The 19,817-nt window shown below is 59.3% G+C and carries 22 protein-coding genes and 1 pseudogene; 8 read left to right on the forward strand and 15 right to left on the reverse strand.

What is annotated here, in order from left to right; translation table 11 throughout:
• Nucleotides 1-26: 26 nt before the first annotated feature.
• Nucleotides 27-128 (forward strand): annotated as a pseudogene (locus J3D54_RS28920) (LysR family transcriptional regulator); the annotation flags it as partial.
• 6 nt (nt 129-134) lie between these two features.
• Here the strand turns inward: J3D54_RS28920 and J3D54_RS28925 are convergent.
• Nucleotides 135-536: a DUF1801 domain-containing protein gene (locus J3D54_RS28925; protein ID WP_253425896.1), complete on the reverse strand. Its 402-nt coding sequence runs from the start codon at nt 534-536 to the stop codon at nt 135-137.
• Between the two features lie 61 nt (nt 537-597).
• Nucleotides 598-1,230 (reverse strand): glutathione transferase, encoded by a 633-nt coding sequence (gene yfcF, locus J3D54_RS28930; protein WP_253425899.1) that lies wholly within the window; start codon nt 1,228-1,230, stop codon nt 598-600.
• 200 nt (nt 1,231-1,430) lie between these two features.
• On the opposite strand from yfcF, the gene J3D54_RS28935 reads away from it, so the two are divergent.
• From J3D54_RS28935 to J3D54_RS28945, 3 genes are all read left to right on the forward strand, one after another.
• A complete protein-coding gene (locus J3D54_RS28935; RefSeq protein ID WP_253425902.1) occupies nt 1,431-1,994 on the forward strand; it encodes a histidine phosphatase family protein in 564 nt (187 codons plus the stop codon).
• A gap of 97 nt (nt 1,995-2,091) precedes the next feature.
• Nucleotides 2,092-2,349, forward strand: coding sequence for an SLATT domain-containing protein (locus J3D54_RS28940; RefSeq protein WP_253425905.1), 258 nt, complete (start codon nt 2,092-2,094; stop codon nt 2,347-2,349).
• Between the two features lie 33 nt (nt 2,350-2,382).
• Nucleotides 2,383-2,868: an adenosine-specific kinase gene (locus J3D54_RS28945; RefSeq protein WP_253425907.1), complete on the forward strand. Its 486-nt coding sequence runs from the start codon at nt 2,383-2,385 to the stop codon at nt 2,866-2,868.
• 48 nt (nt 2,869-2,916) lie between these two features.
• Here the strand turns inward: J3D54_RS28945 and J3D54_RS28950 are convergent, their stop codons facing one another.
• The 3 genes from J3D54_RS28950 to J3D54_RS28960 all read right to left on the reverse strand — a co-directional run bounded on the left by J3D54_RS28950 (nt 2,917) and on the right by J3D54_RS28960 (nt 5,193).
• Nucleotides 2,917-3,738, reverse strand: a complete 822-nt coding sequence (locus J3D54_RS28950; RefSeq protein WP_253426838.1) for a MinD/ParA family protein — start codon at nt 3,736-3,738, stop codon at nt 2,917-2,919.
• A 171-nt stretch (nt 3,739-3,909) separates the two neighbouring features.
• Nucleotides 3,910-4,284, reverse strand: coding sequence for a cupin domain-containing protein (locus J3D54_RS28955; RefSeq protein WP_253425909.1), 375 nt, complete (start codon nt 4,282-4,284; stop codon nt 3,910-3,912).
• A 96-nt stretch (nt 4,285-4,380) separates the two neighbouring features.
• Nucleotides 4,381-5,193: an AraC family transcriptional regulator gene (locus J3D54_RS28960; RefSeq protein WP_253425911.1), complete on the reverse strand. Its 813-nt coding sequence runs from the start codon at nt 5,191-5,193 to the stop codon at nt 4,381-4,383.
• A gap of 248 nt (nt 5,194-5,441) precedes the next feature.
• Between J3D54_RS28960 and J3D54_RS28965 the strand changes: the two genes are divergently transcribed.
• Nucleotides 5,442-6,302, forward strand: coding sequence for a CAP domain-containing protein (locus J3D54_RS28965; RefSeq protein ID WP_253425913.1), 861 nt, complete (start codon nt 5,442-5,444; stop codon nt 6,300-6,302).
• A gap of 24 nt (nt 6,303-6,326) precedes the next feature.
• On the opposite strand, the gene J3D54_RS28970 is transcribed toward J3D54_RS28965, so the two are convergent.
• The 6 genes from J3D54_RS28970 to J3D54_RS28995 all read right to left on the reverse strand — a co-directional run bounded on the left by J3D54_RS28970 (nt 6,327) and on the right by J3D54_RS28995 (nt 11,862).
• Entirely contained in the window at nt 6,327-7,172 is an 846-nt protein-coding gene (locus J3D54_RS28970; RefSeq protein WP_253425915.1) for an amidohydrolase, read from the reverse strand.
• A 28-nt stretch (nt 7,173-7,200) separates the two neighbouring features.
• Entirely contained in the window at nt 7,201-8,490 is a 1,290-nt protein-coding gene (locus J3D54_RS28975) for an MFS transporter (protein ID WP_253425917.1), read from the reverse strand.
• Nucleotides 8,491-8,617: 127 nt separating this feature from the next.
• Nucleotides 8,618-9,349 (reverse strand): GntR family transcriptional regulator, encoded by a 732-nt coding sequence (locus J3D54_RS28980; RefSeq protein ID WP_253425920.1) that lies wholly within the window; start codon nt 9,347-9,349, stop codon nt 8,618-8,620.
• 151 nt (nt 9,350-9,500) lie between these two features.
• Entirely contained in the window at nt 9,501-9,959 is a 459-nt protein-coding gene (locus tag J3D54_RS28985; RefSeq protein ID WP_253425922.1) for an N-acetyltransferase, read from the reverse strand.
• Nucleotides 9,960-9,983: 24 nt separating this feature from the next.
• Nucleotides 9,984-10,637: a peroxiredoxin gene (locus tag J3D54_RS28990; protein ID WP_253425924.1), complete on the reverse strand. Its 654-nt coding sequence runs from the start codon at nt 10,635-10,637 to the stop codon at nt 9,984-9,986.
• Nucleotides 10,638-10,830: 193 nt separating this feature from the next.
• Entirely contained in the window at nt 10,831-11,862 is a 1,032-nt protein-coding gene (locus tag J3D54_RS28995) for a lysozyme inhibitor LprI family protein (RefSeq protein ID WP_253425926.1), read from the reverse strand.
• A gap of 122 nt (nt 11,863-11,984) precedes the next feature.
• Between J3D54_RS28995 and J3D54_RS29000 the strand changes: the two genes are divergently transcribed.
• Entirely contained in the window at nt 11,985-12,275 is a 291-nt protein-coding gene (locus J3D54_RS29000; RefSeq protein ID WP_253425928.1) for a DUF3630 family protein, read from the forward strand.
• A gap of 147 nt (nt 12,276-12,422) precedes the next feature.
• On the opposite strand, the gene J3D54_RS29005 is transcribed toward J3D54_RS29000, so the two are convergent.
• Together J3D54_RS29005 and ggt are read right to left on the reverse strand one after the other, a co-directional pair.
• A complete protein-coding gene (locus J3D54_RS29005; protein ID WP_253425930.1) occupies nt 12,423-12,956 on the reverse strand; it encodes a cysteine hydrolase family protein in 534 nt (177 codons plus the stop codon).
• Between the two features lie 216 nt (nt 12,957-13,172).
• Complete coding sequence (gene ggt, locus J3D54_RS29010; RefSeq protein ID WP_253425933.1) at nt 13,173-14,900, reverse strand: gamma-glutamyltransferase; 1,728 nt, start codon at nt 14,898-14,900, stop codon at nt 13,173-13,175.
• A 153-nt stretch (nt 14,901-15,053) separates the two neighbouring features.
• Between ggt and J3D54_RS29015 the strand changes: the two genes are divergently transcribed.
• Nucleotides 15,054-15,575: a methylated-DNA--[protein]-cysteine S-methyltransferase gene (locus J3D54_RS29015; protein ID WP_253425935.1), complete on the forward strand. Its 522-nt coding sequence runs from the start codon at nt 15,054-15,056 to the stop codon at nt 15,573-15,575.
• Nucleotides 15,576-15,707: 132 nt separating this feature from the next.
• Here J3D54_RS29015 and J3D54_RS29020 read toward each other — a convergent pair whose 3' ends face one another.
• Nucleotides 15,708-16,583, reverse strand: coding sequence for a LysR family transcriptional regulator (locus J3D54_RS29020; protein ID WP_253425937.1), 876 nt, complete (start codon nt 16,581-16,583; stop codon nt 15,708-15,710).
• 114 nt (nt 16,584-16,697) lie between these two features.
• Here J3D54_RS29020 and J3D54_RS29025 point away from each other — a divergent pair, with 114 nt between their 5' ends.
• Nucleotides 16,698-17,915, forward strand: coding sequence for a YbfB/YjiJ family MFS transporter (locus tag J3D54_RS29025; protein WP_253425939.1), 1,218 nt, complete (start codon nt 16,698-16,700; stop codon nt 17,913-17,915).
• A 22-nt stretch (nt 17,916-17,937) separates the two neighbouring features.
• On the opposite strand, the gene J3D54_RS29030 is transcribed toward J3D54_RS29025, so the two are convergent.
• A complete protein-coding gene (locus tag J3D54_RS29030; protein WP_253425940.1) occupies nt 17,938-19,749 on the reverse strand; it encodes an ABC transporter ATP-binding protein in 1,812 nt (603 codons plus the stop codon).
• Between the last annotated feature and the right edge of the window lie 68 nt (nt 19,750-19,817).

Here is a 19,817-nt window from a genome sequence, read left to right on the forward strand (position 1 = left end):
CATTGCGCTTCAGGGTTTGTTTCTAACAGTTGCACCTGTCGGCGCGAGTGCGCAGCCTGATCGACTTTCTGGGCGAGCGCTTCAAGCACATCGATCATCTGGAAGAACCGCAATCTGTGCTCGACTGAACAGAGCTACGACAGATTGAGCGCCACGGCGGCGCGAATCAGCGCCTTCAAGGCTGTCTCATCAATGCTGTCGCCCTCATGAATATCGATGGCGCGCCGGGTGTTGCCATCAAGGCTGGCGTTGAACAGTCCTGAAGGGTCTTCCAGCGAGGCGCCTTTGGCGAACGTCATCTTTACGGCATTCTTGTACGTCTCGCCGGTGCAGAGGATGCCGGCATGGGACCACACCGGAACGCCCCGCCACTTCAGTTCCTCGACCACGTCGGGGTCGGCCTGCTTGATGAGCGTTCGAACCCGGGCGAGCGTCTCGCCCCGCCAATCATCCAGCGCCTTGATTTTCGCCTCGATCAGCGCAGAGGCAGAGCTTTGCCCCTCAGTTTCCGTTGAACCGGCCGTCCCCTTGCTCATGGTGGTTATCCCTCCTCATGATGATTGTCGTTCACCCGCCTCTTGAGTATCGCTGACTGGACTACAACGCAGGGCGTTGCAGTTTGACCCACTCCTGAACGGTAGGTCGCAGCCATTGGCGCTGTGCGTATTCAACCAACGCCGGTGGCACGGAGTCACCATTGAGGATCAGCCGGTTGAGCATCAAGGCCAGATCCACATCAGCGATAGACCATTGCCCGAACAGGTACTCGGGGCTGTCAGCCAGCAACGCTTGTGCGGCGCCGAACAACTTGCGCTTCGCCGCCTCGGCCGCCGGCGACAGAGGCTCCGACTTGAGGCCATAAAACACCACCAGTGTGGACCGCTCCTGCCGAATGGGCAGCAGGTCACTGCGCAGCCATGCCTGGACTTGCCGTGCCTTCGCACGCAGCTTCAAGTCTTGCGGGTAAACCGGCGTCTGCGGGAAAACGTCTTCCAGGTATTCGGTGATCGCCGACGATTCAGACAAAGCGAAGTCGCCGTGCATGAGGGTTGGTACACGCTGGGTCAGTGAGAGGCTGGCATAGTCCGCCGCCTGGTTTTCGGCCGTTTCGAGGTTGAGCGGGCTCATCTCGAATTCGATGCCTTTTTCGCGAAGTACCACGAAGGCCGACATGGCATAGGGGCTGGTGAATTGAGCGTCAACGTATAGACGCAGGCGGGCATTGTTCATGGGTGATCTCCATATGCTTGAGCAGACACCCTACGAGATCCATAGCGATAAATGAAATGGATGATTTTTATGGGCACATTCCTCGGCGGAATACTTGATTCGCCGATGGACCGCCCTCTATTAATGGGGCGTTTGTCTTCAAATCGCCGATGGGTGCATCCTGTGTACTCACGAAAGGGAAAAACAAGGACGTAACAACAGTGGACAAGGAAATCATCTTGATGCGTCATGGCCAGCCAAATCTGGCCGTGCAAGACAAAGTTTCAGCGCGCGATATGAAACGCTGGATCGAGCAATACGACCTATCAGAAGTCATCGACCAACCCGCCCCGCAGGCGAGTGTGGCGCTGGCGCTTACCGCCAGAACGATCGTGTCGAGCAGTGCGCCCCGGGCGCTGACGTCTGTTCGAGCGCTAGGCCTTCAAGCCAGCCTTGTCGATGATATTTTCTGCGAAGCGCAACTCCCCCATGGACGATGGACACTGCCGCGCCTTTCACCGTTTACGTGGGCATTTATTCTTCGTGTTTTATGGTTGTGCGGTTTCTCGGGGAAGGTCGAGTCTGCCAGTAAGGCCAGAATGCGGGCCAATACGGCAGCTCAACGACTGCAATCCCTTGCCGACGAAGGACCCGTTCTACTGCTCGGTCATGGACTGATGAATCGAATGATTGCCAAGCACTTGGAAGCTACCGGATGGACTCGCCATATAAGCAATGGCAATCGGTACTGGAGCGCGACAGCCTATCGAATGAGTCAGCGTTAAGGCACGACGACAGCCCACAGACTGAATCCCGTCGCCCTGGCTGGTGGTCAAATAGGAGCTAATATTCATCTGTATTCCTCTGCAAAGGACTGCAACCATGAGCCGGCTCGAGTTACTGACCAAATGGAATCGCATGATCATACGGTTGCAGATCGAGCACGAAATCAGTGCCCGGGATTTCGAGAAATTCAGCTGGAAGCTGGGCATCCCTTGCGTGGTGCTGTCGGCGGTCGTCAGCGCCAGCGTCTTCGGCTCTATCAGTGACGCATCGCCCGTATGGCTCCAATATGCAGCCGGTATCCTGTCACTGCTGACCTTGGTGTTGAGCTCGGTTCAGACATCCCGGCTCGGATAAAGATCGCAGACTTCATGAGAGGAGGCGCTCGAGATGCAGCTCATCGCGCTGAAAATCGATAAGCCGGAAGCGACGAACTTCATTTTGGGTCAGACGCACTTCGTCAAATCCGTTGAAGACCTCCACGAAGCGTTGATAAACGCCGTGCCAGGTATCCAGTTTGGCGTGGCTTTTTGTGAAGCCTCCGGCAAATGCCTGGTGCGATGGTCTGGCACCGACACCGCCATGATCGAGCTTGCCCAGAAAAACGCGCAAGCCATTGGCGCCGGCCATAGCTTCATCATTTTCCTCGGAGACGGTTTCTATCCGCTGAATGTGTTGAACGCCGTCAAAATGGTGCCAGAGGTGTGCCGTATTTTTTGTGCGACCGCCAATCCAACCGAAGTGATTCTCGCGGAGACAGAACAGGGGCGCGCGATCCTGGGCGTCGTGGATGGCTTCTGTGCCAATGGCATTGAAGGCGACGAAGACATCCTGTGGCGCAGGAATCTGTTGCGGCAGATCGGCTACAAGCTGTGAAACACGTTTCGCTGCTGAGCTAACGATGGGCTGCCGCCGTCGACAACCTCACCTGCCTGAATTCTGCACAAGTTGCTCAACGAAGAACTCCACATGCCCTCTCGGATGAGTCGGCAATGGCCAGGAGTCGACGTTGTGAGCAAGTGCCTGGAAAGCTTGAGCACACCTGGAACGAGGGAAGGCTTCCAATACTGCACGCCCCTTCTGCACAGCTTTGTGCGCACTTTCGTCGTTCGGCACCGCGCCAACGTATTGCAACGAGACATCCAGGAACATTTCGGTAATCTTTTCCAGCTTGGCAAACAGATTGCGGCCTTCCGCCGGACTGCCCGTCATGTTGGCCAGCACGCGAAAACGGTGCAGACCGTAGCTCAGGTTGAGCAATTTGATCAGCCCGTAGGCGCCGCTGATCGAGGTGGGTTCATCGCACACCACCACCATCACTTCCTGCGCTGCGCGGATGAAATTGATCACCGAGCCACCGATACCGGCGGCTGTATCGATGATCAGTACATCCAGTTTGTCGCCGATATCGCTAAAGGAGTGGATCAGCGCACGGTATTGCGCAGGTTCCAGATGAATCATGCTCTGCAAACCGGAAGCGGCCGGAGCCACTCGAATGCCTCCAGGCCCCGGCACCAGCGCCTCGGACAATTCGCAACGCCCTTCAATAACATCGGCCAGCGTGTAGCGCGGGGACAGCCCTAACAGAATATCGATATTGGCCAGGCCAAGATCAGCATCCAGCAGTACGACGCGCCGCCCCATTTTCGCCAATGCCAACGAAAGGTTAACCGCCACCGTGGTCTTGCCCACGCCACCCTTGCCGCCGGTCACAGCGATAACTTGCACGCAATGCTCATCATCCATTTTGTCTTTCCCTTCCTTGCGCATCGTGTGCCAGTAAGTAATGGCACTCTCCAGATGCCGCAAGAATAGCTGAAAAGCACGAAATAGCAGCCTTATCTCCCGACGAGAGGCATTTAGCCACCCTCCATTGAATCGTTTCAATAAAAAGGCCGACAACAACCACCGAAGCGTCTAAATCCAGACATCATTGATTGCGGTTCTTTCTCCGTCCTGATCGCCGGTATTGAGCACACCGCGCGGCTCGATCAGCAACAGCTTCACCTCGCGTTCAGCGTAAGGCTTGTGTTCGACGCCCTTGGGGACGACGTACATTTCTCCCTGCCCAACCACGATGGCACCCTCCCGAAGATCGATGCGAAGCTCACCGTCAAGGACGATGAAGGCTTCATCGGTATCGGCATGGGAATGCCAGACAAAGTCGCCTTCGATTTTCACCACCTTGAACTGATAGTCGTTCATTTCGGCAATGACCTTGGGCGCCCATTGCTCGCTGAACAACGCAAATTTATCGGCAAAGTTAATCGTGGTGCAGGCCTTGGAATTCATTTAAGTCACCCTCACTGGACAAGATATCGAGCCCTGACTCTAGGGATGACCTAACGCTGCGTATTGCATGATTGTGCAAGTTGGCCGGGACCATTCTCAGCCAAGGCCCAACCTCTTCAGCCACCGGCCAGGGGAGACGCCGTAGGTCTGGACGAATTGACGCGTCATGTGGCTTTGATCGAAAAAACCTGCGAATACGGCCGCCTCTGCCATCGAGTGGCCGCCGAACATCAATGCTCTTGCCAGATCGAGCCGGCGTTGAGTCATGTACCGATAGGGGCTGGTGCCGTACAGCGCCCGAAAATCACGGCTCAGGCTCCAGCGGTCTCGACCACTCGCCAGGGATAATTCATCCAGGGTAATGACTCGATCCAGCGAGTCATGAATCAGCGCACGCGCGCGCTCGGCCGCTGCAAAATCAAACGACTTGCGTCGCCCACGCTGACCAGAGAGCGCATCCAGCGCTTGTGCGAGATCGTAAATGGCATCGTCTTCTTCCAGGGGCTCGATGCAAGCGTCGAGATTTTGCAGCAGCACCTGGGTGGCGGCAAAAAGCCGTGGGTCGCTCGATAAGCCCCCCTCGATGAAGGGCAAGGGTTTGCCGTCCAGCACCTGCTGAATCAAGGCCGGTTCGATGTAGATCATCCGGTAATGAAAGCCCGCTTCGGTACCGGCCTCACCGTCATGCACCTCGTCCGGGTGCAAGACGATGGTTTTCCCGGGCAGACCGTGGCGCTGGGATTTGCGGTACTGGAAACTTTGTACACCCGACAGCGTCCGCCCGATGGCGTAAGTGTCGTGACGATGTGGCGTAAAGCCATGGCCACCAAAAAAGGCTTCGATGCGCTCCATCTTCAGCGGCTGCGCCGAACACTTGACCCAGTCCTTGTCGCCCTTGGTGTTAGTCATGTCCCGATACCGCCCGAATGATGTCAGTACGTTACCAGTGCGAACGTCTGCTGTCCCAGGCTCGTGACCCGCCTGAATCAACCCTCTTGGCGGCGCCACCAAATTTGTCCGTTGCCCTCGTGAACCAGTTTTGAGACCCGCAGTCATAGCCGTGCCGTAAAAGAAGCTCGCCCAACGAAGCGCTCGTGCGGTTGTTGTTCATCTTTATCCCACCCTTATCGTCGTAAACTCATCAGAGCTGTCTGTTCATGCGCCCAACCGTCCGCTGCCGCCGCTTTATCCCGCTGTGCCTGATGCCTTTATTTGCGCTGTTCGCCAGCCCCGCCCCTGCCAGCGGGGAGCGGCAACTGGTGGAAGTCATCAACGATTACCGCGCCGATCCCGACCGCTGCGCGGGGCGTGCGGTCAAGCCGTTGCGGCCGTTGTCGCTGAAATCGGACCTGTCCTTGCCGATCGGCTATGGCGGTGGTTTGCGGGATGGTTTGAAGGCTAACGGCTATCAGGCGGTGACAGTGCGGACCATCCGCCTGGTCGGCGCGCAAGACGCCGATGAGGCGTTCGACATGCTTCAGAGCGACTACTGCGGGGCACTGCTCGATACTCAATACGCCGACATCGGCGTTACTCGCGCCCGCAGCGAATGGCGGGTGGTGCTGGCGCAACCGGTGCTCGATGGGCGTATCGGCGATTCGCGCGCTGCGGGCAAGACGTTGCTGGCACAGGTCAACGCAGCACGGGCCAGGCCACGCATGTGTGGGCGCCAACGCTTCGCAGCCGCACGGCCATTAACCTGGAACGCCGCCCTGGGCGCCGCCGCGCAAGGCCACAGCAAGGCAATGGCCTACGGCAACTATTTCGCCCACCAGGACCCCGACGGTGATATGCCAGCGGATCGCGCCAGAGCCGCCGGTTACCGCGGCCGGCAGATCGGCGAGAACATCGCCGCCGGGCAAGGCTCACCCAGCCAGGCGATGGCCGGCTGGCTGGCCAGCCCCGGGCACTGCGCCAACCTGATGAATCCGATGTTTACCCAGGTCGGCGCGGCGTATGCCGCCGAGTCGCGCAGCAACAAAGGGGTGTATTGGACGATGCTGTTTGGCGCGCCTTGAAGTGAGACCTGCTGTAGAACAGGGTCAGACGGTCCTGTTCTCAAACCCGAATAACGCTTGAGGCGCCTCCACCAGCAACGAATGCATCAGCGGCGCTGAACACCCCAGTGCTTGCAGTTGTTCGATCACCGTACCGAAACCGACGCTGTCTTCATGTTGTGTATGGGGCCAATCGCTGCCCCACACCAATCGGCGTCGGCCGAAGCTCTGCTCCAGCAGCGGCAATGCCGCCCTGGCGAATCCGAGATTCTGTTGGGGGGTACCGGCCAAACGATAGATACCCGACACCTTCATCCAGATCTGCCCGCTCAGCCCCAGCTCCAGTAACTCGACAAATCCTGGCTGATCGATGCCGGAACGGGCGTCCGGACGACCGAAGTGATCGATTACAAGCTTGATACCGAACGGGATCAGCTGGCGAATCAGCTGCGGCAAATCCTCCACATGACGATGCAACTCGACATGCCAGCCCAGTTCAGCGAGATGGCCAAAAAAGTCTCGCCAGCCTGAGTCGCGAAAGTCGGGTAACGCTTTGCCCATCAGGTTCAAACGAACGCCAACCACACCCACTCGGTCCATGTCGTTCAACAGGTCGCGACTGACCTCTCGCTCCAGCACCACCACCCCACGCAACTGCGCTGGCGCCTGTTGCAGCGCCGCCAGCAAATAACGGTTGTCGGTGCCGAGAAAACTCGGCTGCACCAACACGCCATGACTCAAGCCGTGGGCTTGCAAGTGCTTTAAATACTCGCCAAGCGTGGCGTCATACCCTGGGGTATAGCGCCGCACAGAGGCCAGGTTCAGCGCACGGCTGAACACATGAGCGTGGGAATCAATGCCGGTGATCGGCGCAGAACAGGTTTCAGACATGGTTTTCATCTATTGAAAGTAATGATCATCAGGCCCGGGCGCGTTCGTTGCCATTGACGCTGACAGGCGCTGCCGTGCTCGCGGCTTCAAGGCTGCGACCACGGGTTTCCGGCAGGCAAAGGGCTGCGATCACCGCCACACCATAGGCGATCCCGGCATCGATGCCGATCGCCGACCCCAAGGACATGGAATCGCTCATGTGGCCGACCAGGAACGGGAACACCGCCGAGAGCACTCGGCCAAAGTTGTAGCAGAACCCCACACCGGCGCCACGAACGTCCGCCGGGTACAACTCGTTGAACAGCGCACCGAGGCTCGCCGGAATGCCCGCCGCAAAGAAGCCCAAGGGGAAACCGAGAAACAGCATTTGCGTGTTGGTCAGCGGCAGAAACACGTAGCACTGCACGGTGACAACGCAGCACAACGCGAACAACACGATGTTTTTGCGACGGCCAATACGGTCGATCAAGAATCCGCTAACCACACAGCCGCACCAGAACGCAAAAATGATTACCGCCAGGTAGCCGCCGGAGTTCAGCACCGACAGGTTGCGTTCGGTTTTGAGGAACGTTGGCAGCCAGGTCATCACGGCGTGATAACCGCCGTGCGCGCCCAGGCCCAGCAGACCGCCGAACAGCGTTACGCGCAGCAGTTCGGGGCGGAAGATGCCGGCCAGGGATTTGAAGAAGCTTTGCGGGATGGCTTGTTCTTTTTGCAGACGCTGGAAACTATCGGGCTCCTGAACATTACGGCGCACCCAGATGATCAGGAACGACGGCAACAAGCCAACAATGAACATCACCCGCCAGGCCATGTCTTGCGGCACGAAGGTATAGATCAGCGCGAACACGCCGACCGCCAGGCCCCAACCCACGGCCCAGGCGCTTTGCACAGTGCCCATGACCTTGCCACGGTATTTCGGGTTGATGGTTTCGGCCATCAGCACCGCGCCGGCCGCCCACTCACCGCCAATGCCAAAACCTTGCATCGCCTTGACGATCAGCAACTGATGGAAACCGGTGACAAACGCAGACAAAAAGGTGAAGAACGAGAACCACACGATCATCCACTGCAGCGTGCGCACCCGGCCATAGCGGTCGGACAACGTCCCCCCTACCCAGCCGCCGATGGCCGAGGTAACCAGCGTGACGCCACTGATCAGTCCCGCATCGCCCTTGGTCAAGGCGAACGCGGCGATCAGCGCCGGAATCGCCAGGCCGAACATTTGCACTTCCAGTGCGTCGAGCGACCATCCGCCGAAGCAGGCCCAAAACGTTTTGCGCTCTCGAGGAGTGACTTGGCGATACCAGCTGAACATGATTCTTATCCTTATAAGTGGAACATGAGGCAGCCGAGAGCGAACCGCACCGCTACAGGGCCAGTTTGAAAACACATCGAATTGAAATCAGAGGCGCGCATCTCGCCCCTTTTTCAGCTGCGGGAAGTCAGCGAATGTCCACGCTGTAGCGGAAGTGCTCGGCGTGCCCTCGCGAGCGACGCCACTCCAATGGCTGACCGGCGTAGTCCCGCGCCAAACGCTCGATCACCACCACCGGGCTATTGACCGGTACTTGCAACAACCGCGCTTGCACCTCATTCACCGATTCGGCGGTCAGGGTTTCTTCGGCAGAAGCGACGACCTGACCGCACACCTCTTCGTAGATCGGATACAGCAATGGCCCCTTGCTGCTCAGGTCGACGTCCAGCAACGCCTGGAAACGACTGCGCGGCAGCCAGATTTCTTCGGCCAGCACCGGCTTAACGTCGAGCAGACGCAGGCGGACAATGCGAATCACCGGGGCATCGAGCGGCAGCCCCAACGCCTCCGCCACCGCCGACGGCGCGGTCACCGGTTCGATGGACAGGATGCGACTCTCCGGCACCTGACGTTCGCCGGCAGCGGTTTGAAAACGGAAGAACCGGAACAGTGACGACTGAAACTGAGGCCGACGAATGAAAGTACCGCGCCCTTGTTGACGCTCAAGAATGCCTTCGCTGACCAATGCGTCGACCGCTTTGCGCACGGTGCCGGTGGACAGTTGGTATTCCGCCGAGAGCGCGGCTTCGGTAGGAATAGCCTCCCCCGGGCGCCAGCGATTATTGGCGATCTGCTCAGCCAAGTGGTCACGCAGGCGTTGGTAAAGCGGTAGGCGAACATCACTGGAAAGAGCATTCATCGACTTTATTCACCTTGTTATCTAGTCATATATATGAATATTGTGGCGAGTATTTCCCCAGACAGGTTGGCTGTCAAGGTGCGGTATGACACCTGACTGACGAATGGTGGGCAGCGCCGGGCATTTGCGCCAATCGGATGCTGACCTAGGATCAGCCCTGCCTCAAGTCGAGACAGTAGGTGCAGTAACCCGTATCGCGCACATAGCCCAATGACTCATACAACCGTTGCGCGAGGTGATTGTCCGTAGCCGTTTCCAGCACCATGCCCTTGGCGCCGGTCAACAGCGCAAAGGCTCGGGCGGTGTTCATCAGCAACGTCCCCACCCCTCTGCCTCGGGCAGCCGGCGTGGTGAAAAGGTCGCTGAGCAGCCAGGTACGGTGGGCGTCGATGGAGGAGAACGTCGGGTACAACTGGACAAAGCCGAGCGCTTCGCCCGGGGAGTCCTCGGCGAAGAAAATCACCGATTCGTCCCTGGCGATGCGCTCGGCGATGAAATCGCGGGACTGCATCAGGTTCGAGGGTTGGCCGTAAAAGCCTCGATAGGCGTCGAAGAGGCTGGCGACTTTGTCGATGTGGGTTGCATCAACGCGCAGGACCTGGACGGCCATGTGGGTGGTCTCCGAACAGAGGGGTTACTTCGGTTGCGCCACCGTGCGCAAATAAGGCTTCAGCGTCTTGAAGCCATCCGGGTATTTCTTCTTGGCGTCTTCATCGGAAACCGACGTGGGAATGATGACGTCCTCACCCGGACGCCAGTTCACCGGCGTGGCAACGGTGTGCTTGGCGTTCAGTTGCAGAGAATCGAGCAGACGCAGCACTTCATCGAAGTTGCGCCCGGCGCTCATCGGGTAGATCAGCATCGCCTTGACCTTTTTGTCCGGGCCGATGATGAACACTGAACGCACCGTGGCATTGTCCACGGCAGTCCGTGCGCCGCCACTGGCATTGGGATGAATCATGTCATAGAGCTTCGCCACCACTAGGTTCTCGTCGCCGATCATCGGGTAGTTGACCGCATGCCCCTGGGTCTCTTCGATGTCTTTGGCCCAGGTCTTATGGTTACTGACAGGGTCGACGCTGAGCCCGACGATTTTGGTGTTGCGCTTATCGAACTCCGGCTTGAGACCCGCCATATAGCCGAGCTCAGTAGTGCACACCGGGGTGAAGTCCTTGGGATGCGAGAACAGAATCGCCCACTTGTCACCGATCCATTCATGGAAATGCAGCGGGCCTTCGGTACTTTCAGCGGTAAAGTCCGGTGCTTCGTCGCCAATACGGATTGCCATGTTCGTTCTCCTTACAGTTGAGTCGTAGGGAAGCCGCCGGAACGCTGGCTGCTGTTCCGGTGGCCTTCGGTGTCTGTGTTGAACCGTCAACGCGGATCAGTATAGGAGACGCTTGAGGACCCGGTAGTTAGCCGCGCGCCTGCTCCGCCCTGCTTGGATGACCGGGCATTCAAGCCGGCGAACGGCGCTCGTATTAAGGCATCAGATCCAATGGCATCACCTGGCCTTTCGTTCGCTCGTCATACCAACGCTGCAGCACATCGGGTAAATGCCCTTTCCAGCCCGACACGTTGGTGTAGTAACGGGCCCGGGAATGGTTCTGCTCATCGAACACCAGCAGCACCAGCCAAAATCGTGCGTCTGCTGCACGCATGAGAATGGCGGCATTGGTATTGCCCAGCCCGCGTACCCACATTTCAGTCACTTCGGCGCCTGGCAGGTCATTCGACTCGTCGCCGATCAGCCTGGAACTGCTGCTGTCCACCAGCGTCTGGTAATCGCCCTTGAGCAATTGCCGCAACGCATCATCTTCCTGCTGCGTATGCGCCAACCCCAGACTCAGCAAGTCGTTGTCCAGAGCCAAGGGCTGTTCCGACGCGATATAGCGCCCCGCATAGAACACGCCCATGCCCGCACCACAATCGGCATCATCGCCGTCCTGGGTGACATCAAGCACGCCGTTGACGGCTTGGAAGGTCAACGCGCATGCACCTTCGACGTAATGCGCCTGAGCGCCGTCGAGTGTGGCGACGCCATCCAGGTCGCCAGAGTTGGCGCCGCTCGCCGCAGAAACTTCGAAGCCGACATGCGTCGAGTCCCGGCGCTTTGTCTTCAACTCAGCTCCCGTCGAAACGCCCCAGGGAATGCGCTGCCAAGTGGCGTCCCAGGTAAACGGAATGGCCGCGTGCTCAAGCTCAGTGATGCGCATCAAGTACTGTTGGCGCAGGCAATCGATTTGGCCTGCACAGCGATTGCGTTGTTTCAGCCACTGACGTTGGTCTGCTTTTAACGCTTTAGGGTCGGTGACTTTTTCCAGCGTCGAGCGCCAGACCGTGCCCAGTTTTTGGTCCAGCTTCGACGTGTAAGGGTCGGCGCAAATGGCTTTTTCACTGGGGCTGGCAGCACTTGTGCAATCGAAGCTACTGGCGTGGGCTACGGCAGAGAATGCGAGAAACACCAGCAGTAAAGCGCAGCGAACGTTAGAGCAGAACAAGGTCGGGGGCATGGGCAGATTCCATTCTTTGAGCGCGCCAGTATGCCGAGACACGCGCGAAAAGGCGCTTGTTTTGGTGTGGCCACAGATCTCGCAGAACGCGTAAAGTCACGTTCATCCTTAAGGAGCAAAACATGGCTCATCCGTCGCCCTCACCGCTACGGGAGATTTATCTCTCGGAGACCTCCGACCCGGCACTGTTCAATCGCCTTGCCAGTGAACTGGCACAAGGGCTGGGCGGGACCTGGACGGCACAGATCAATGGGTTGGACCAGCGTTATTGGGACCTGGCCGTCGAAGGGCAGACGATTACGCTGCATCTGGAACATTATCTGGGGATCATGCTGCTGGTGGAGGATGCGGATCCGGACTGGATCGCGTCGGAGCGTTTTCAGGCGGTGGTGCGGCGGTTACAGACGGATTGATAAAGGCCCCACTGCCAGTCAATCAAAACGCAGAATCTGTGGGAGCGAGCCTGCTCGCGATAGCGACGCGTCAGACCAATATTGATTCTGAATGTACCGCCGGGCTCGCTCCCACAGGTCTTGCGCCTTAACTGACTGACATCGCCCCTAGATATTGATTTCGCTGGCCGGCACGACATCGACCCGTGCCACGGAACCGGTCAGATGCGCCAGATCCTTGTTGTGTTCGGCGATGATGTCTTCGGCGCTCATCGTGCCATTGTCGATAGTGGAATGGGCGTCGGCCGCCAGCACGACGTCGTAGCCCAATTGATGCGCCTGGCGCACGGTGGCGTTGACGCAGTAGTCGGTTTGCAGGCCGCAGATGATCAGGCGGTCGACGTCCAGCTCTTGCAGCTGCTCATGCAGGTGCGTCTGGTAGAACGAATCCGGGGTTATTTTGCGCAGCCGCAGGTCTTGGGGTGACGTCTTCAAGCCCTCGGCCAGTTGCCAGCCTTCACCACCGTATTGCAGCAGGTCGCCCTCTTCTTCGTGCTGGATCAGGATCACCGGAATATTGGCGGTTCGGGCTTTGGTGCTGAGGCCGTTGATGGTGTCGATGACGCGCTGGATGTCGAAGCATTCATACTCACCGGTGCACAGCGCGCGTTGGACATCGATGATCAGGAGTGCGGTGCTCATGGCTTCCTTCCTTAGAGAGGTCGCTGGAACGATGGATTTCAACTCCCTTTTAGCCTGTAGCAGCTGTCGAGCTTGCGAGGCTGCGTTCGAGTGCGCAGCGCTCGCCATATCAGCGAATGCGGTTTGCCTGAATGAACGCGGCTAACCGACTTTACGGCTGCTGCTACCCGGGATCGAGGCCATCCAGGGAGTCGGGGTGGCCGTTGATCACCTGTTTCAATAACCGAGTGACAACCCGGTATTACGCCGTGGATCGTTCGCCCCATAAAAGCGATTCTTGCCCACAGGTTTGCCTTCCAGCGAAGGCGCCCCTACCAGAATAGCTGCTATATGGTTGGGGTCCTGCGGCTTGGCAAATTTGTGCCCCCAACTTTCGAGCATTTTCCTGGTGTCCGGGCTGATGGCGAAGTTCTCCAGGTTGGTTTCTTCCGGCAACCATTGCTGATGGAAGCGCGGCGCATCCACCGCTTCCTGGATGTTCATGCCGTAGTCGATCACGTTGAGGATGGTCAGCAAGGTGGCGGTGATGATGCGACTGCCACCGGGCGTGCCGACGACCATGACGACTTTGCCATCCTTGGTGACGATGGTCGGACTCATGGACGACAGCGGTGCCTTGCCGGGCGCGATGGCGTTGGCCTCCCCTTGTACCAGGCCGTACATGTTCGGCACGCCGATTTTCGAGGTGAAATCGTCCATTTCGTCGTTGAGGATGACCCCGGTTTTGCTCGCCATCACGCCGGCGCCGAACCAGTCATTGAGGGTGTAAGTCACCGACACCGCGTTGCCCCACTTGTCGACGATCGAGTAATGGGTGGTGTTGCTGCCTTCGTGGGGCGCTACACCGGGTTTGAGCTCGCGGGACACGCCGGCCTTTTGCGGATCGATGGCGGTACGGATTTTGGTCGCGTAGTTTTTATCCAGCAAATGGGCGATCGGATTTTTCACGAAGTCCGGGTCGCCGAGGTAGCTGTTGCGGTCCACATACGCATGGCGCATTGCTTCGATCTGGTAGTGCATGGCCTGCGCCGAGCGGTAGCCGAGTTCTTTCATCGGGTAGCCGTCGAGGATGTTCATGATCTCGCAGATCACCACCCCGCCGGAGCTTGGCGGCGGCGCCGAGACCACGTGGTAGCCGCGGTAGTCGCACTCGATGGGTGCCAGTTCGCGGGTCTGGTATTTGTCGAGGTCGGCCTGGGTAATGATGCCCTTGTTGGCCTGACTGGAGGTGACAATGGCGTCGGCCACCCAGCCTTTATAGAAGCCGTCAGCGCCCTTCTCGGAAATTTCCCGCAGGGTTTTGCTCAGGTCTTTTTGTACGAGTTTCTGCCCGACCTGCATCGGCTCGCCGTTGCTCAGGAAGATCGAGCCCGAGTCGCGCATGTCTTTCTTGAACACGTCTGTGGCGTACTCCAGCAAATCGACATCGCCCTGCTCCAGCACAAAACCGTCTTCGGCAAGCTTGATCGCCGGGGCGATCACTTCCTTGCGGGGTTTGGTGCCGTATTTCTTCAGCGCCAACTCCATGCCAGACACGGTGCCCGGCACGCCAACGGCCAGGTGCCCACGGGTGCTGAGATCTGGGATGACGTTGCCCTGCTTGTCGAGGTACATGTCGGCCGTGGCGGCCAGCGGGGCTTTTTCACGGAAATCGAGGAAGGTCTTGCGCCCGTCCGCCAATTGAATCGTCATGAAACCGCCGCCGCCCAGATTACCTGCCGCGGGGTACACCACCGCCAGCGCATAACCCACCGCGACTGCGGCATCGACCGCGTTGCCGCCATTCTTGAGAACATCGACGCCGACGTGGCTGGCCAGATGCTGGGCGGTGACGACCATGCCGTTTTCGGCCGCAACCGGAGCAACGGAGGCCGCATGGGCCATCAGGCAGCTCAGCGCCAACGTGGTCGCCATGAGCGATTTGGCAAAAGGTTCGAACTTCATGAGTCGGTCTCTTTTTTGTTTTTAGGCTCTGTGCAGAAACAGAGGGAACGGTTCAAAAGCAGTAGGCAAGTATGGCTGCAATTGCGTATTGCGCCTCCCCGGCGAGGCAGTATGCTGGGCCCCCTGTTCAGCACATGTGCGGAGTCCGCCGGCATGACCTACACCTTCACCACCCTGGCGTCGCCGATCGGCGAGTTGAAGCTGGTCGCGAAAGGCTCGCGTCTGGCGGCTATTCTCTGGGAAAACGACAAACCTGGCCGGGTAAGGCTGGGGCCGATGAGTGAAGCGGCGGACACCCCGATCCTGATTCGCGCCTCACAGCAGTTGCAGGAATACTTTGCCGGCACGCGTAATCGTTTTGAGTTGGATCTGGACTTTGCCGGCACGGATTTTCAGAAGCAGGTGTGGCAGGCGCTGCTGACGATTCCGTTTGGCGAGACGCGCAGCTACAGCGAAATAGCGCGGCAGATCGGCAATCCCAGCGCGGTTCGGGCGGTGGGCGCGGCCAACGGCAAAAATCCGCTATCGATTGTCGCGCCGTGTCATCGGGTGATTGGGGCGTCGGGGAAATTGACGGGGTTTGCCGGAGGGCTCGAGGCGAAAGAGAGGTTGCTGACGCTGGAGGGCTGTGAGTGGTCGGGGGCCGGCAGGATGGGGGATTTGTTTCTGAGCTAATGGGCCTTCCGGTAGCAAGGGGGCTTGCCCACGAAGAATGCGTCACGGTTTTTTCAGGTATTACGCGTCATCGTTCTTCGCGGGCAAGCCACGCTCCCACAGGGGATTTGAGTTGCCTTTCGGATCTATGATTTATTCATTCTCCAGCGCAAACGCCTCGACAATCTGCTCAATCACCGCCCGCACCCGTGCGGTGTGACGCAGGTCCGCATGGGTCACCAGCCATACTTCATACGGCAGCGGGCGCGTGCGTTCCGGCCAGAGCCTGACCAGCCCATCGCGCTCGCCCATGTACACCGGGATCTCCCCCACCCCAAGACCTGCGGCAATCGAACGACGCACCAGCAGGCTGGAACTCAGGCTGGCGACAATCCGCCCGCGGCTCAGTGGTTCCGAGACCAGCGTCATGTTCTTGTTGCCCTGCAAGTACGGCTGATACACCACCAGATCATGCCCCTCGAAGGCCGAGCCCGGTTTCGGCATGCCGTTGGCCTCGACATAACTTCGCGAGGCGAACAGCCCCACCGACCAGCGCGCGATGCGCCGGGCGATCAGGTCGGGGTTGTCCGGCCGGGTGTTACGCACGGCGATGTCGGCTTCACGCTTGGCCAGGCTGAGTATCTGCGTGGAGGCGTCCAGCTGCACCCGCACGTCGGGGTGCACGGCATGCAAACGGGCAATGGCCGGGATCAAAAAATCGACGGCCAGAGAATCGGTGGTGCTGACGCGCACATTGCCAATCAATCGTTCGTCGAGGCCCTGAATCTGCCGCTCCAGCTCAAGCGCCGAATGCTCCATCTTTTCCACGGACTGCAACGCTGCTTCGCCGACGGCTGTCAGCGCATAGCCCTCGGAGGTGCGCAGGAACAGAGTCGCGCTCAACGACTTTTCCAGCGCCGCGATGCGCCGGCCGACGGTGGCCTGATCGACCTTCAGCACCCGCGCGGCACCACGTAATGTCGATTCGCGACAAACCGCCAAAAACACTCGCGCATCATCCCAATTCATAGCGTTTCCTGTAGCGATGCATATACGCATCATCATAGTGCGAAATCGCAGCATTATTGCATCAGTGTTCCCCGATATGCTGGAGGCCAAGCGTAAATCTACAGGACCGTTCCCATGCACAGCACATCCCTTGATACTGGGCGCAACGCAATCTGGCTGCCGATCTTCGCCGGCCTCTGCGCCAGCCTGGTCAGCATTGGTCTGGCGCGTTTTGCCTACACGCCATTGATTCCGTCGTTGATTCAAGCCCAGTGGTTTTCCGCCAGCGACGTGGTGTACCTCGGCGCCGCCAATCTGGTGGGCTACCTGATCGGCGCACTGATCGGTCATCCGCTGGCCCGTCGCACCTCCAACAAAACCGCTTTGCGGCTGATGATGCTGGCGGTGACACTGGCATTTTTTGCCTGTGCCTTTCCGTTATCGGTGAGCTGGTTCTTCGGTTGGCGATTGCTGTCGGGGATTGCCGGTGGCGCGATCATGGTCCTGGTGGCGGCGACCGTGTTGCCCCATGTGCCGGCCTCGCGCCGAGGCCTGGCGAGCGGTGCTATTTTCCTCGGCATCGGCTTGGGCATTGCCGGCTCGGGCACCCTCGTTCCGCCGCTGCTGAGCCTTGGTCTGCAGAACACTTGGCTTGGGCTCGGCGCCTTGGCCTTGATTCTGACCGCCGCCAGCTGGTTTGGCTGGCCGTCATCCGTTGCCAATGAAACGGCTGCACCGCACGCTCAGCACACCAAATCGCCATTTGATCCCAACCTTTATCTGCTGTTTGCGCAGTACGCGTTCATGGCTGCCGGGCTGGTGCCGGCCATGGTGTTTCTGGTGGATTACGTGGCACGCGGCCTCGGTGCCGGGCCCCATGTCGGTGCACTGATCTGGGTGATGTACGGCCTCGGCGCGATAGTCGGGCCGGTGAGTTATGGCTTTCTGGCCGATCAACTGGGGGCGAAGCTGAGCATCCGCCTGGTGCTGGTGGTGCAGGCGATTGCCGTCGGCCTGCTGGCTATATCGAGTTCGTTCACCGCCCTGGCCCTGCTGGCAGTAATCCTCGGTTCGTTCCCGCCGGGCATCGTGCCGCTGGCGCTGGCCCGGGTGCATGAGCTCGTACCGCAACACCATCAGCAGCAAGTAGCCTGGAGCCGCGCCACGGTTTCATTCGCAACCTTTCAGGCCATCGCCGGGTTTGCCTACTCGGCGCTGTTCAACGCCAGCGGCGGTCATCACGGGTTGCTGTTCGTCATCGCCGCGGGGGCCATCGTCGTCGCGCTCTTGCTGGAACAGGCCTTGCGCTTGCTGGACCGCCGCGACCGGATGGTGCCGGTGAGTTGTTCATGATTGCGCAACACCACGTTTGCGGCTATCGATAACCACGAGCCTGCACATTGAACAACTGCGCATAGCGCCCACCCGCCGCGACCAGGCTATCGTGATCGCCCCGCTCAAGGATCGAGCCCTGGTCCAGCACGATGATGTGGTCGGCATTGCGCACGCTGGAGAAGCGGTGAGAAATCAGCAACGTCATGCGCCCTTCGGTGTGCTGGCTGAAATGCTCGAACACCGCCGCTTCCGCCGCCGGGTCCAGGGCCGAGGTCGGTTCATCCAGAATCAGGATATCGGCGTCACGGCGCATGTAAGCGCGAGACAAGGCGATCTTTTGCCATTGCCCCCCGGACAGTTCCTGCCCACCAGCAAACCACCGCCCCAATTGCGTGGCGTAACCGCGATCCAGACGCTCGATGAAAGGCGCAGCCATCCCTTCGGCGGCGGCTTGCTGCCAACGGGTTTCATCGTTGAACGCCAGGGTGTCGCCCACACCGATGTTCTCACCGACGGAGAACTGGTAGCGAATGTAATCCTGGAAGATCACGCCGATGCGTCGTCTCAGCGCCTCTTCTTCCCAGGCTTGTAAATCGCTGCCGTCCAGCAGAATGCGGCCCTGATCAGGGCGATACAGCCGCGTCAGCAACTTGATCAGCGTGGTTTTGCCCGAGCCGTTTTCCCCCACCAGCGCGACACTGTGTCCGGGCAACAGGTGCAAATTGATGCCCTGCAACGCGGCGCGGCTCGCCTCCGGATAACGGAAACCGACATTCTCGAAACGCAAGCCATCGCCGGGCACCGCGCCCACGGTAAGGCTTCCGTTATCGACCACCACCGGCTCGGCCAGATACTCATAGAGGCTCGACAGGTAAAGGCCATCCTCATAGAGACCGCTGATCGCGCTCAAGCTGCTGCTCACCGCCGTCTGCCCCTGCTTGAACAGCACCAGGTACATGGTCATTTGCCCGAGGCTGATGCTGCCATGAACGGTATCGACCACGACCCACGCATAGGCCAGATAAAACGCCGCGGTGCCCAGCAGTCCCAGCACAAATCCCCAGCCATCGCGACGCAACGTCAGGCGCCGGTCTTCGGCGTAGAGACGAGCAAACGTGTCCCGATAACGCTGCAACAACAGCGGCGCGAAGCCGAACAGTTTCACCTCTTTGATGTAGCCCTCATGGGAGAGCAGTGTCTCGATGTAGTTCTGCTGCCGACTCTCCGGTGCCCGGCGCGTGAACAGCCGAAAGGCATCTCCGGAAAAATGCGCTTCGGCAAAGAACACCGGCAACGCCCCGACCACCAGCAGCACCAGCGCCCAGGGCGAAAAATGCACCAGCAACACGCCGAAACTGATCAACACGATCAGGTTCTGGATCAGCCCCAGCGATTTCATCACCAGCGCCAACGGTCGGGTCGATGCCTCGCGCCGCACCCGAACCAGCTTGTCGTAGAACTCGGAATTCTCGAACTGCACCAACGATAACGTCTGGGCCTTCTCCAGAATCATCGTGTTGACCTTCTGTCCCAACTGCACCCGCAACAGCGACTGCTGCACTGACAGGGCGCGTTGCGTCCCGGACAGCAACGCAAGCACGCCCGCTTCAAACAGCACATAGCGCACGACCGGCCACAACGGCGCGCTGCCCTGTTGCGCGTGCAACTGCATTGCGGTAACTACCGCGTCGACAATCCGCTGCCCCAACCAGGCCGCGAGTGCCGGCAGCACACCAGCGATCAGCGTCGCCAGCACCAACCCCAGAAACAGCCCGCGGGACGTTCCCCAGACCAGCAGCAAGGCACGCCTCGCCTGGTCGAGCAAAGAGGCGAAACGGGTAAGGACAGGCATAGGGCGATGAACTCGGTGGCGGATGTAGAGGGGCGCGGCAGGTCATACGGTACCCGATGTGCACCACT

This window comes from Pseudomonas sp. GGS8 (genome assembly GCF_024168645.1).
In the GTDB taxonomy this organism is placed as follows: Bacteria; Pseudomonadota; Gammaproteobacteria; order Pseudomonadales; family Pseudomonadaceae; genus Aquipseudomonas.